This is a genomic window from Actinobacillus genomosp. 1 (assembly GCF_029774175.1).
GTDB lineage: Bacteria > Pseudomonadota > Gammaproteobacteria > Enterobacterales > Pasteurellaceae > Actinobacillus.
Genome location: NZ_CP103834.1, coordinates 540,259 through 554,701, shown reverse-complemented (window position 1 = coordinate 554,701; position 14,443 = coordinate 540,259). Strand labels below are relative to the sequence as shown.

The window sequence follows — 14,443 nt, the reverse complement described above, 5'->3', positions numbered from 1 at the left end:
TAGTGCCTTCCTTTAAAAAATAAAAAATTATGCGGTTATCATATTTGGTAATACAACCATCACTTCGACACCGCCTTCCGGGCGGTTCTTAATGCTAAACTCGCCTTTTAATTCGGCGGCTCGCTCTTTCATAATCGTTAGCCCGTAATGCCCCTCCGGCTCAATATCACTTGCAATACCTTTGCCGTTATCACGAATAATTAAGCAATGTTCACCATCGGCATTGGTTTCCGCCACCACATAGATTTCCGTTGCATTAGCATGTTTAATCGCATTAATGACCGCTTCACGCACAATCTGTAGCGCATGAACTTGTTGCTGCGCACTAAAAATTTGCGAAGGCAGTTTGCAATTCAGACGAATTTGAGCCGATGTTCGAATACGTAACGAATCCAACACTCGTTCTAACGCATGAGTAAGATTAGCTTCCTCAATAGTTAAACGAAACGTAGAAAGTAATTCTCGTAATTGACTATATGCTTCATTCAACGCTTTTTCAAAATCATCGAGAATCGCTTTTTGTTTTTCCCAATCTTGTTTGGTTTCACCATTACGTTTTAATAGGCTCACCTGAATTTTGAAAAAAGTTAAAGATTGTGCCAGCGAATCATGCAGCTCTCGTGCAATAATCGAACGTTCTTCCATTAACAGCAATTGTTGTTGCTGCTTTTGTACCTGCAATACATAAAGACTACGTCCGATCATTTCCGATACGTTTTGAATTAGGCGTTCATCCGGACAAAGTAATGACGGTTTCCAACGTAATAAAGCCAGTTTTTCATTTTCAATTGCAATTTCATTAAACTGCCAGTCTTGTTCCGGTGCATTATCAATCGTTACATTCCAATAATCCGCACCATAGACCTGAATTTCGATGGCTCGTAATTGTTCGTTATCCAGAATCGTTTGTAATACTTTAAACAATACGCTTTGATTAACGGGTTTGGCAGTCAGTAATTGAGAACATTGGAAAAGCACCAATAACGAGCGATTAACCGCCATTAAACGCCGTGTTTTGTCTTCAACTTTTTCTTCCAGAGAAGCATAGAGTTTAGCCAACTCGCTCGCCATTTGCGTAAACGCAGAAGATAAAAGCCCGAGTTCATTCGGCTCATCTACCGCTAGTCGAATATGATCAAAATCTTCATTTTTAACTTGCTGGCTCGCCGTAACCAATTGATTAAGCGGCGTGATAATCCGTTTACGGGTGTACCATACACCAAAATAAGCTAAGGCAATAATCAATAACATAGAGACGGCAATCACGCCAATCGCTACTTTCAATTTCAATTCGACAAATTCTTGTAACTGCCAAACGAAATTATTCACTTGATTTGCATAGCCTTCTATGTTCGCCTCATAGGAATTTCTATCCCGTTTAACGATGAAAGACTCCATTTCCAGCCAGTTTTCTTGTAACTTTATATAGGCTTGCGTGACTTCTTTCGGCAATAAACATTTATGCTCTAGCGAATCCTGAATTTCCGGAGAATTCAAGCTTTGACGATATTCGGCTAAACGAGCAGGAATAGATTGCGGATGATGTTCCATTTCATAAAGAAAACGATAACTCTGCATCCGCAATGAGCCGGAAACATTGATTAAACCCGCATCCGATTTATTACTCCACATAATGCTGAGTGAAATGCCGCTGATTAAAGAGGCAAAGGCAATCATAACAAGGAAATAAAATCCGATACGGCGAGCAATCGAATACTTAGCGTAATTAACCGGTTTGTTCATTATAGATTAAGTAATTCCGTTAAGGCTTTAGCAATACTGTCTTCACGATTAGAACCGATTGTTTTATCCGCGCGCTGTTTGACTTCTTCTTCCGAATCGCCCATAGCAATACCCAATCCAACAAGTTCAAGCATGGAAATATCATTAAAATTATCACCGAAGGCAATCACATTCCGAGGATCAATACCTTCCATTTTTAATAGCTCCGCCAACATAGCACCTTTGCTATTCCCCACACTGGTAATATCTACGCGATCAACCCAAGACCATTCCGGACTAAACTGTTCAAGCGGTAACTTTTTAACAAAAGTTTGCATTTTTTCGAGATTAGGATCACTAATAAGTACTTTCCAAACCGTAGTACCCTTATCGATCTCTTGCTGAAAACTTTCTAATTGATAAACGTTAGGGCGAACAGATTCCGGACAAGAGGCAACCCATTGCTGCAATTTCGCAAAATGAGGATTTAATTGCTCGTAAGTCATCGCATCACGAAAATAAACCGCCGTATGGATACCCTGAGATTTAGCGTCATTAATTAGACGTGAAGCCTGCTCAGCGGTTAATGGCTTGCCGGATAGCACTTTATCGTGCTGGAAATCATATAAATAAGTTCCGTTACAACACACTACCGGCGTATCCAAGCCGATTTCCGCATAATAGGGACGAACGGCGGTATGATGACGTCCTGTTACGAAGAAAACTTTAATGCCTTTTTCACGAGCCTTTTGTATCGCTTGTTTACTGGATTCTAGAATGGTTGCTTGGGGATTAAGAAGGGTTCCGTCGAGATCAAAAGCAATAGCTTGGTAGGTCATAAATTTTCTCCTGTATAGACGTAATAAGGGCTGCTTTTATAGAGCAGCCCTTATTTTACTCCAGTTAAAGAGAAACTGTAAATTATTCCACTCTAGATAACGATACTTTCTACTCTTAATTGTAAATTTTTATTTCCTTTAAACTCATTAATATCCAGTTTATAAATAAGTCTGGCCGATTTAATTGACAAATCGGGGAAAGCACGTAAATCCGCATTAAACCAAATCGCATCAAATAATCCGCCGTAAGGTTTTTCTACCATTAATTTCAAATGTTTACCGCCTAATACCCTTTGTTGCAATATTTTAAACTCGCCTTCAAATATCGGCTCGGGAAAACTTTGCCCCCAAGGTCCGGCTTGTTGTAATAATTCCGCAACTTGAAGATTCAATTCGTTCGAAGATAACTCACCATCGGTATAAATTACCCCTTGTAATTGTTCCGGCTCAATTATTTCATCAATCACTTCATCAAATATATGCTGAAATTTAAGAAAATTATTTTGATGAATGGTTAAACCCGCCGCCATTGCATGACCGCCGAATTTAATAATTAAATCCGGATATTTCACATCAATCCGCTCTAATAAATCACGCATATGCAATCCCGATATAGAACGAGCCGAACCTTTTAAATATTCGCTATCTTCACTTTCTTGAGCAAAGGCGATAACCGGTCGATGAAATTGATCTTTAATACGTGAAGCCAAAATCCCAATCACACCTTGATGCCAATCCGCTTGATATAAAGTGATACCGTGCGCTTGCTCTTTTTGCATTAAACTCGGTAAAGTCGCACAAATCGCCAACGCTTCGGTTTTCATTTCTTGCTCAAATTCTTTACGAGTCTGATTTAGACTGTCCAATTCAAACGCTAATCGGCGGGCAATCTCCATATTTTCCGCAATTAATAACTCTACACCAAGCGACATATTCTCCAAACGTCCTGCCGCATTTAACCGAGGAGCAATAGCAAAGCCCAGATCGCTGGCTTGTAGTGATGTTAGATCACGTTTAGCTACTTCCGCCAATGATCTAATCCCTACCCTGCAATGCCCCGAGCGGATTCGATTTAATCCTTGATGCACTAAAATTCTATTATTGTGATCAAGCGGTACGACGTCCGCGACCGTACCCAATGCGACGAGATCCAATAACTCGGCTAAATTCGGTTCTTTTCCCGAAAATAATTGTTCTTCACGCATTTGGCTACGTAAGGCAAGCATTACATAAAATGCGACACCAACTCCGGCAAGCGATTTTGAAGGAAAGTTACAATCGGCTAAATTCGGATTGACCATTGCATCCGCATTCGGTAAGGTGTCCGCGGGTAAATGGTGATCGGTAACCAATACTTTAATATTATGCGATTTTAATAATGCTATACCTTCAAACGACGAAATGCCGTTATCAACCGTAACCACTAAATCCGTACCTTTTGCTAATACCATCTCAGCCACGGCAACACTTAAACCGTATCCTTGAGAAAAACGATCCGGAATTAAATAATCTACATTTTCAAAGCCTAATTGGCGTAATGCCAATAAGGTTAAAGCTGTACTAGTTGCACCGTCCGCATCAAAATCGCCGACAATCACAATACGAGATTGTTGCTTAAAAGCTTCAACCAATAAACTTACCGCCTGCTGAATATTTGCCAGTTGTTGCGGACGATGAAGATATTGTAAAGATCGCTCCAATTCCTGAACGGAATGAATTCCTCGACTTTGATATAAGCGATTTAATAAAGGATTATCCGATAGGATCGTCGAAGTTAATTGAGATCGTTGTTTGATTAGCTTTTGCACGAGTTATTCTTCTTTTTGTATAAATGAAACAAGCGGTTTAATTTTGCAAAAATTTTACAAAATCAGACCGCTTGTATTCAAGAAATTAATGCTATTCGCTTAACATTTTAAGTAATTCTTTCGGCTCGACATAACCGGCAATTAACTGACCGGCGTCATCTACCATATTCGGCGTTCCGGTTACACCGAATTTAATGCCGAGTTCATAGTGTTTTTTTACGATATTCGGCGTTTTCACTTCTTTCGGTAAAGTACCGTTTTCCGCATCATTTAGTGCTTTCACTTTGTCCGTTGCCGTCCAAATCGCTTCCATCTGTTTTGCTGTTTGCGTATTCATACCGCCACGAGGGAAAGCAAGGAAACGAATGGTAATGCCTAAATCATTATACTCTTTTATACGTTGGAACATTAAATGACAATAGTGACACGTAATATCCATAAACACGGTAACTACATGTTTCTCATTTTTCGCCGGATAAATAATCATCTCTTTTTCCAAAGAATTTAAATCCGCTAGTAATGATTTATTAGTAATATTAACCGCTTTACCATTTTTAAGCTCAAATACTTGACCTTGAATTACAAAACGTCCGTTTTCACTAATTTGTACGACACCTTCATTCGAAACGGCGGTTCTAAAGCCGGGTAACGCCGAATCACTGATTTTAACATTCGTTGCCCCCATACTTTCTAACGTTTTAACAAGATTCATATCATCAGCCATAACGGGAGATGCGAATAACCCCATTAAAGACACAGAGAATAATGCCGTTACCTTTTTTTTCATGATTAAATATCCTTCAGATTATAATTTCAATTTTGCTTCAACATATTTGGCACGCGTTAAGAATTTTTTACGTTCTTTATCCGCCATTCCCGAATTCGAACCCGGTAACTTAACCGTCATCGGATTAACCGGGCGTCCGTTAAGATGAAACTCATAATGTAAGTGCGGTCCGGTCGAAGCCCCCGTATTTCCGGATAAGGCAATACGCTCACCTTTTTTTACACTTTGTCCGACCCTTACCAAGGTTTTACTTAAATGCATATAAACCGTAGTAATATGACCGTGACGAATTTTAATATAACGCCCCGCACCTCTTGCCTGATAGGCGATATGTTCTACTACCCCGTCCGACGGTGCAATAATCGGTGTTCCCGTCGGTATGCCGAAATCCACTCCGTTATGCGGTCTTACTCTACGAGTGACCGGATGTAAACGTTTAGGGTTATAATGTGAAGACACTCTCGCATTAAATAATAACGGAATACGAGCAAATCCTCTGCTAAGCGTTTCACCGTGACTACTATAGTAACGGCCGTTATCCGCTTGAATCGCATAATAACGCTTCTTCCCGCTCACAATTAGAATGCCTTCTACATTCCCGACTTCCGTTACTGTCCCGTTAATATATTCACGTTTTACCAAAATTGCGAAACGATCGCCTTTTTTAAGTTTATTGGTTGCAATTTGTGACTGTAATCCGACCGCTAACTGATTTACTTGACGTTCCGAAAGCCCTACTTCTTTAAGACTCGAAGAGAAATTACCGCTAATCACACCACGTACGACATCTTGTCGCCATTCGCCTTTCTTCTCTATTTTTTGAAAGACCCACTTGCCGTTGTCTCTTCGCTCATAAATACGTTCTTCCTTTTCGGATACCAACCAGTTCATATATTCCAATTCACCATGGTTATCCAAAATCCAGTAAAACTGTTGTCCGCCGTCTAAATTCGCCAATTCCGGAAAACGTTTAATCATTGCTCGGGCATCAGAGGCACCTAGCCCCGACTGTTCCAAAACGTCTTTTAGCTTATCGCCCAAGCCGACGGTGTAACTAAATTGATCCTGAATGCGTAATGCCTCATCCGCAACATCTAAAATATCATTTAATACTTTTTCCGCTTCTTGAGGTAATTTTTCTTCATTTTCTTTGTTATCTAATTTGGCGACTTCACCCTCTTGTCCCTCAACTTCATCGTCTTCCGACAAGAGATCATCATAAGAAGTCGCCGAGCCGTCTTCCGCCGTTAATTCGCTATTTTCTTCGAAATTTTCATTATTACTTTCCGACTCGGCATTCACATTGACAGTCGTATCATTTTTCTCTGCCGTTTGAGTTTGTTGAGTTTGGTTTTCGGAAGCAGTCGATTGTGCGCCAATATCTTCCGGCTGTTCCGGGTCATCCTTTTGATCCGCTTGCTGCTCATCTAATACAACATATTGATCGTAATTTGTCGTTGTATTAATTGACGGTTGATTTTTTAACGCAAGTACAATACCAATCAAAATTGATAAGACCGCCATCAAAAAAACCAATCCCTTTAACCGAGATTTTTTTCGACGCCGATCTCTTGCTAATATAACGTGTTGCAAAATATGTCCTATCGTATCATTTATTTCTTACAGGAGAATCCGACAAAATTTCTTTCTTAAAATTCATTCTTGTCAGAATCTAAAAAATCCGCTAATTTGATCACTAATTTATTATACCCCTAAATTTTTTACATAATGCAAATTAAACAACTTACACAACTTACACCCGCCCCTACATTAAAAGCCAAAGGCGCGCCATTAGTTCAACTTCAACAAATAGAAGTTTCTTTTAATGGACAGAAGGTTTTACAAAATATCAACTTAGCGATTTATGCTAATTCCATTACCACGATTGTCGGCCCTAACGGCGGTGGTAAATCAACGTTACTCAAAGTACTGCTAAAATTACTTTCGCCAAATAGCGGCAAGGTTATTCACCAAAAAGGTTTAAAAGTCGGTTATGTGCCGCAAAAGTTACATCTTGATCATTCAATGCCGATTACCGTTCAGAAATTTTTGTCCTTAAAGCCCCATTGTACGGCACAAGCGATTCAAGAAGCACTTTCTCTATTTTCTATTACGCATTTAGCGCAAAACAGTATGCAGAAACTCTCGGGCGGAGAACTTCAACGCGTATTACTTGCTCGCGCAGTTCTAAACAAGCCGCATTTGCTGGTTCTGGACGAGCCGATGCAAGGTGTGGATATTACAGGGCAAACCGAACTCTATCAACTATTAAATAATACCCGTTCGTGGTTAAATTGTGCAATTTTGATGGTTTCACACGATTTAAATATTGTGATGGCAAATACTGATGAAGTTTTATGCGTAAATAAACATATCTGTTGTGCGGGAACCCCTGAAATGGTGACTAATGATCCGCATTTTATTCATTTCTTCGGCGACCAATTCGCCAAAAATGTCGCATTTTATTCGCACCACCATAATCACCATCATAATTTGCACGGTGACGTATGTAGCGGTCAATGTGAATGCCACCGAACAAGCGGTTAAATTTTTAAGCTTTTTTGTAAAAATATGCACAAACTCAACCGCTTTGTTACTAATTTGTTAAAAATAAGACTTTGCTCACATTCTTTTCAAATATTTTAAGGCATAATACGCATATCACTTTATAAATTGATTAATTACACGGAGTTTTAATCCAATTTATTCGTATTAGCGTATATAATGACGCCCATAACTCGTAAACACATCAATACAAGGTTAGGTCTATATGCAACATAAAAATTTTGAAGATTGGTTGGCTTCTTCTCCGTTTGGCGGTTCCAACCAGGCTTATGTTGAAGAAATCTACGAACAATATCTCGAAAATCCGGCAAATGTCGATGCTAGTTGGCGTGCCATTTTTGATACCCTTCCGAAAACGCAAGTCGTAGAACAGCCCCATTCTCAAGTACGTGATTATTTCCGTAAACTCGCCCGTGAAAACGTCCCCGAATCCGTTACCGTGATTGATCCGGAAGCCAGCGCAAAACAAGTTCGTCTATTACAATGGATTAACGCTCATCGTTTCCGCGGATATTTGGAAGCAAAACTCGACCCAATCAATTATTATCGTTGGAAAACATCCGTCGTACCCGAACTTGATTATCACCATCACGGCTTTACCGATGCGGATCTGAACGAAACCGTTACAATCGGTAAGTATGTCTATGGCAAAGAAACCATGAAATTCGGTGAGCTTGCCGCTGCATTAAAACAAACCTATTTAGGCACAATCGGTTTAGAGTTTATGCACGTGCAAGATATGGAACAACGCAACTGGTTACAAGCTAAAATTGAAAGTACCTTAAATAAACCGTTGTTTACTCACGCTGAAAAAGTCAATTTACTTACCGAATTAACCGCTGCCGACGGACTCGAACGTTACTTAGGTGCGAAATTCCCCGGTGCAAAACGTTTCTCACTCGAAGGTAGCGACGCATTCATTCCAATGATGAAAGAAATCATTCGCCATGCGGGTCGCCAAGGTATGAAAGACGTGGTAATGGGTATGGCGCACCGCGGACGTTTAAATATGTTAGTAAACGTACTCGGTAAAAGACCGGCGGAATTATTTGATGAATTTGCAGGTAAACACGCCGACGATAACCGTACCGGTGACGTAAAATATCATCAAGGCTTCTCGTCCGATTTCGATGTGGACGGCGAACGTGTACATTTAACCCTTGCCTTTAACCCGTCGCATTTAGAAATCGTCAGCCCGGTAGTTATCGGTTCGGTTCGTGCACGTCAAGAACGTATCCGCGATACCGAACATAATAAAGTATTGGCCGTTACCGTACACGGTGACTCTGCGGTTGCCGGTCAAGGTGTGGTGCAAGAAACCTTAAATATGTCGAATGCACGAGGTTATAAGGTAGGCGGTACTATTCGTATCGTGATCAACAACCAGATCGGTTTTACCACCTCTAACCCGAACGACACTCGTTCAACCGAATTTTGTACCGATATTGCCAAAATGATTCAAGCACCGATTATTCATGTGAACGGTGATGATCCGGAAGCGGTCGCATTCGCCGCTCGTATGGCGGTGGAATATCGTACCTTATTCAAACGAGATATTTTTATTGATCTTATTTCTTATCGACGTCACGGTCATAACGAAGCCGATGAGCCGTTAGCTACACAGCCGATGATGTATAGCATTATCAAAAAACATCCTACCCCTCGTAAAGTCTATGCGGATCGTTTGGTTGCCGAAGGCGTATTAAACCAAGATCAAGCTACCGAAATAATGAATAATTACCGTGATGCGCTGGATAACGGTGATCGTGTCGTGCCTGAATGGCGTGAAATGGATATGGCGGCAGTGGATTGGTTACAATACCTCAACTATGACTGGACCGCACCTTATGAGAGCAAATTCCCGTCAGATCGTTTCCATACCTTAGCCAAACGCGTATGCGAATACCCTGAAAGTTTACGTCCGCATTCTCGCGTCGAAAAAATCTATAGTGACCGTAAAGAGATGTATGAAGGTAAAAAACTGCTGGATTGGGGTATGGCGGAAACTATGGCATACGCAACCTTATTAGATGAAGGTACGCACGTGCGTCTATCAGGCGAAGATGCCGGTCGCGGTACGTTCTTCCACCGTCATGCGGTCGTACATAACCAAAATGATGGTACAGGCTACGTACCGCTTGCGCATTTACATGCTAATCAAGGACGTTTTGAAGTGTGGGATTCGGTACTTTCCGAAGAAGCGGTATTAGCCTTTGAATACGGTTATGCGACAACCGATCCGAAAACATTAACGATTTGGGAAGCGCAATTCGGTGACTTTGCCAACGGCGCACAAATTGTGATCGACCAATTTATCAGTTCCGGCGAACAAAAATGGGGCAGAATGTGCGGGCTAGTGATGTTACTTCCGCACGGTTACGAAGGTCAAGGTCCGGAACACTCTTCAGCAAGATTAGAACGTTACCTACAGCTTTGTGCGCAACAAAATATACAAGTCTGTGTACCGAGTACACCGGCGCAGGCTTACCATATGTTACGTCGTCAAGCGATTCGTAAAATGCGTCGTCCGCTAGTAGCGATTACACCGAAATCATTGTTACGCCATCCATTAGCGGTTTCTTCTCTCGAAGAACTGATTGAAGGCGAATTCCAGAATGTTATCGGCGAAACCGACAGTAATATTCATGCCCAAAAAGTAAAACGTGTAGTTATGTGTTCCGGTAAAGTTTATTACGATTTACTCGAACAACGCCGTCAAAACGAACAAACCGACGTAGCGATTATTCGTATCGAACAACTTTATCCGTTCCCGTACGAAGAGATGAAAAAAGTGCTTGAACCTTACGCTCACGTAAAAGATTTTGTTTGGTGCCAAGAAGAACCGCAAAACCAAGGTGCATGGTATTGCAGCAAACATAATTTTGAAGCTTCAATTCCTGAAAAAGCCAAATTAACTTATGCAGGTCGCCCTGCTTCGGCTTCTCCGGCGGTAGGTTATACCTCTTTACATACTCAGCAACAGAAACAACTTGTCGATGATGCTTTAACGATTTAACTAAACAACGTAGGTAACTTACCTGCAAGCTTTAAAACAAGCGGTTCGTTTTTAATATATTTTTACAAAGAATCTTCTAAAAATGACCGCTTACTCAATTATCGGTGCAAGTAAAAACTTATACCGGCGAATTAAGAAAGGAACTAAACCATGACTATTGAAATTTTAACTCCCGTGCTACCCGAATCCGTTGCGGATGCGACCGTTGCAACTTGGCATAAACAAGTCGGCGATACGGTTAAACGTGACGAAGTACTTGTTGAAATTGAAACGGATAAAGTCGTCTTAGAAGTACCGGCACCTAATGACGGTGTACTATCGGAAATCAGTCAGGCGCAAGGCGCAACCGTTACCTCTACACAATTACTTGGAAAAATCTCAACCGTTCAAGCGGGTGATTTTACTCAAGAAACCATCAAACCGGCTAATGAGGCGACTCCGGCTGATCGTAAATCCGCGGCAATCGAATATGATCATTCCGATGCGGACTCTCAAGGCCCTGCTATTCGTCGCTTATTGGCGGAACATAATATTGAAGCGCATTTAGTAAAAGGTACCGGTGTAGGCGGTCGAATCACTCGTGAAGATATCGAACACTACCTAGCACAACGCAAGTCTCAAGAAAACAAACAAGCGATGGTAAGTGAACACAGTACGGTAAGTACCGTAGCTTATTCGGCACGTAGCGAAAAACGTGTTCCGATGACACGTTTACGTAAACGTATCGCTGAACGTTTGTTAGAAGCAAAAAATACCACCGCAATGCTAACCACATTCAATGAAGTGGATATGCAGCCGATTATGACATTGCGTAAAACTTACGGTGAGAAATTTGAAAAACAACACGGCGTGCGTTTAGGCTTTATGTCATTCTATATTAAAGCGGTTGTGGAAGCGTTAAAACGTTATCCGGAAATCAATGCTTCGATTGACGGTGACGATGTGGTATATCACAACTACTTTGACATTAGCATTGCGGTTTCAACCCCTCGCGGCTTAGTCACTCCGGTTATTCGTAACTGTGATAAATTATCGATGGCGGATATTGAAAAAACCATTAAAGCACTTGCTGAAAAAGGTCGTGACGGTAAATTAACCGTAGAAGATTTAACCGGCGGTAACTTCACGATTACCAACGGTGGTGTATTCGGTTCGTTGATGTCCACTCCGATTATCAACCCGCCGCAAAGTGCGATTTTAGGTATGCATGCGATTAAAGATCGTCCCGTTGCGGTAAATGGACAAGTGGTGATTCGCCCGATGATGTATCTTGCGCTCTCTTATGATCACCGTTTGATTGACGGTCGTGAATCGGTAGGTTTCCTCGTGGCGGTAAGAGATTTATTAGAAGATCCGACTCGCTTATTACTTGAAATCTAGTTGCAAATTTTAGACTTTTTCTAACCGCTTGTTATTTTCCGCAAGCGGTTATTTTTTTGAAGGATACTTATCCAAAATCAACTTTGTAAGCTATGTAAATTTATGTTATGATAACGATATTAAATATACGTACTGAAATCAAAGTTTATGGCTTACTGTTATCCGACTCCCAATGTCATTTATCCCGATCAACCCCATAAGTCTTATCGACTAAAACGTTTTCGTTTTTGGTTACGTTCCGTCTTACATAGCGTTCAAGTTAAAAAATTTAGTCGGTTTGTAAATCAACACCCTGAATTTTCCGAGTTACTTCGAGCTTATCCGAATTATAGTTATCCGGTAATTCATCGTTTCTTGGATAAACGATTTAATGCGGAAAAACGCTTAGAAATTGTATGTGACAATCTTACCTTTTTGCCACAAAAATTAGCGCAATATCATCTTCCGCCGCTTTGGGTAAAACCTATTAACTTTGGTGAAGTTATTCCTGATTTTGAAATACGCTTAAATATCAATGAATATCAAGCGATGGAAGGCTTTTGGGCGTTAGAGTTACGCCAAAAAAGCAGCCGACAAGTCGTTTATTTGCTGACATTCGGTAAAATAGCGCAATCATTGCTTATCGGTGTCATTCAAGGAGCTAATACGGAAAATGCTAAAGACTTGGTTAAATATTTAACAAAGCAATGCCACGGTTTACGTCCGGCGTATTTATTAATTGAAGTGATGAAGTTGTTGGCTGATACGCTTGGTTATTCTCTATTAGGGATTCCGCATAAATATCAAAATAAGTCACGTTTTATTCAAAGTAAACGTTATACCGTCAATTATGATACCTTGTTTAAGGAATCGGGCGGATTACGCCAAGAATACTGGCAATTACCGCTGACTTTAGATAAAGATTTAACGGATGTACCGAGCAACAAACGTTCTATGTATCGTAAACGTTTTGAGATGTTAGAAAAATTGGCGGATGTGATTCATCAAATATTTAACTTACCGACCTCTTCATAATCTCTCGCAAAAGAATAGCTTTGCAAGCGGTCTTCTTTTTGTGATTTTTTGCTTATAAATCCGTATTTTACCGTTTGCTTTTTTATAGTAGATGAATTAAATTCTTGGATACAATCCTAATAATTATCCTATACAGGAAATTTTATGAATCTACACGAATATCAAGCAAAACAAATTTTTTCACAATATCAACTTCCCGTTAATAAAGGTATCGTTTGCCATTCTATTGATGAGGCGGTTTCGGCTATTCACTCCTTAGCCGGAGAAATATGGGCGGCAAAATGCCAAGTTCATGCCGGCGGCAGAGGCAAAGCCGGCGGGGTAAAATTAGTGCATAATGAAACGGAAGTCCGTGAATTTTGTAATAAATGGCTCGGTCAGCGGCTAGTGACTTTTCAAACCGATGCTAACGGACAGCCTGTTAATTCGATTTATCTCGAAGAAACTTGTCAAATTGAACGTGAATTATACTTGGGTGCAGCGGTTGATCGTTCCTCTCAAAAAATAGTTTTTATGGCATCGAGTGCCGGTGGTATGAATATTGAAGACGTTGCCCATCACACACCTGAACTTATCCACAAAGCGACTATTGATCCGACTACCGGAGCACAGCCCTTTCAAAGTCGAGAATTAGCTTTCCAACTCGGACTCGCCGGCGATCAAATCAAACAGTTCTCACATATTTTTGTGCAACTCGCTAAATTATTTATTGAAAAAGATCTCTCTTTATTAGAAGTTAATCCATTGGTAGTGACTAAACAAGGTCAATTACTCTGTTTAGATGCCAAAATGGTAGTCGATAGTAATGCGCTCTACCGCCAGCCCGAACTTAAAGCTCTCCAAGACCCAAGCCAAGAAGACGTACGAGAAGCCGATGCGGCGAAATGGGATCTCAACTATGTCGCTTTAGACGGAAATATCGGCTGTATGGTCAATGGTGCGGGCTTAGCCATGGGTACGATGGATATTATTAAATTACACGGCGGTCGTCCGGCTAACTTTTTAGATGTCGGTGGCGGTGCCACTAAAGAGCGTGTAACGGAAGCCTTTAAACTGATTCTTTCCGATCACAATGTTAAAGCCGTATTAGTGAATATCTTCGGCGGTATCGTAAGATGTGATCTCATTGCTGAAGGTATTATTGCGGCGGTTAATGAAGTCGGTGTCAATATTCCGGTTATAGTTCGTTTAGAAGGTACTAATGCGGAATTAGGTCGTGAAATTTTAGCAAACAGTAACTTAAGCCTAATTGCGGCAACAACATTAACACAAGCGGCACAACTTGCGGTCACCGCAGCGGAAGGAAAATAAT

General features: G+C 40.8%; 10 protein-coding genes. 5 read left to right on the top strand and 5 right to left on the bottom strand.

Annotation, left to right across the window (positions count from 1 at the left end):
- Window positions 1-27 precede the first annotated feature (27 nt).
- The 5 genes from narQ to mepM form a co-directional block, all read right to left on the bottom strand.
- Complete coding sequence (gene narQ / locus NYR63_RS02560; RefSeq protein WP_279458045.1) at window positions 28-1,743, bottom strand: nitrate/nitrite two-component system sensor histidine kinase NarQ; 1,716 nt, start codon at window positions 1,741-1,743, stop codon at window positions 28-30.
- The gene (locus NYR63_RS02555) at window positions 1,743-2,561 is read right to left on the bottom strand and encodes a pyridoxal phosphatase (RefSeq protein WP_279458044.1); all 819 of its coding nucleotides are present in this window, start codon (window positions 2,559-2,561) and stop codon (window positions 1,743-1,745) included. The genes narQ and NYR63_RS02555 overlap by 1 nt, the downstream gene beginning before the upstream one ends.
- A 92-nt stretch (window positions 2,562-2,653) precedes the next feature.
- Complete coding sequence (gene recJ / locus NYR63_RS02550; RefSeq protein ID WP_279458042.1) at window positions 2,654-4,369, bottom strand: single-stranded-DNA-specific exonuclease RecJ; 1,716 nt, start codon at window positions 4,367-4,369, stop codon at window positions 2,654-2,656.
- A gap of 91 nt (window positions 4,370-4,460) precedes the next feature.
- On the bottom strand, window positions 4,461-5,156 hold the full coding sequence (gene dsbC / locus NYR63_RS02545) for a bifunctional protein-disulfide isomerase/oxidoreductase DsbC (RefSeq protein ID WP_279458041.1): 696 nt from the start codon (window positions 5,154-5,156) through the stop codon (window positions 4,461-4,463).
- A gap of 18 nt (window positions 5,157-5,174) precedes the next feature.
- On the bottom strand, window positions 5,175-6,680 hold the full coding sequence (gene mepM / locus NYR63_RS02540) for a murein DD-endopeptidase MepM (RefSeq protein ID WP_279458040.1): 1,506 nt from the start codon (window positions 6,678-6,680) through the stop codon (window positions 5,175-5,177).
- A gap of 204 nt (window positions 6,681-6,884) precedes the next feature.
- Here mepM and znuC point away from each other — a divergent pair, with 204 nt between their 5' ends.
- The 5 genes from znuC to sucC all read left to right on the top strand — a co-directional run bounded on the left by znuC (window position 6,885) and on the right by sucC (window position 14,442).
- Window positions 6,885-7,703, top strand: a complete 819-nt coding sequence (gene znuC, locus NYR63_RS02535; RefSeq protein ID WP_279458039.1) for a zinc ABC transporter ATP-binding protein ZnuC — start codon at window positions 6,885-6,887, stop codon at window positions 7,701-7,703.
- 223 nt (window positions 7,704-7,926) lie between these two features.
- Window positions 7,927-10,737: a 2-oxoglutarate dehydrogenase E1 component gene (gene sucA, locus NYR63_RS02530; RefSeq protein WP_279458038.1), complete on the top strand. Its 2,811-nt coding sequence runs from the start codon at window positions 7,927-7,929 to the stop codon at window positions 10,735-10,737.
- A 150-nt stretch (window positions 10,738-10,887) separates the two neighbouring features.
- Window positions 10,888-12,117: a 2-oxoglutarate dehydrogenase complex dihydrolipoyllysine-residue succinyltransferase gene (gene odhB, locus NYR63_RS02525; protein WP_279458037.1), complete on the top strand. Its 1,230-nt coding sequence runs from the start codon at window positions 10,888-10,890 to the stop codon at window positions 12,115-12,117.
- Window positions 12,118-12,264: 147 nt separating this feature from the next.
- Window positions 12,265-13,131 (top strand): VirK/YbjX family protein, encoded by an 867-nt coding sequence (locus NYR63_RS02520; RefSeq protein ID WP_279458036.1) that lies wholly within the window; start codon window positions 12,265-12,267, stop codon window positions 13,129-13,131.
- A gap of 144 nt (window positions 13,132-13,275) precedes the next feature.
- Window positions 13,276-14,442: an ADP-forming succinate--CoA ligase subunit beta gene (sucC, locus tag NYR63_RS02515; RefSeq protein ID WP_279458035.1), complete on the top strand. Its 1,167-nt coding sequence runs from the start codon at window positions 13,276-13,278 to the stop codon at window positions 14,440-14,442.
- Window position 14,443: the final 1 nt, after the last annotated feature.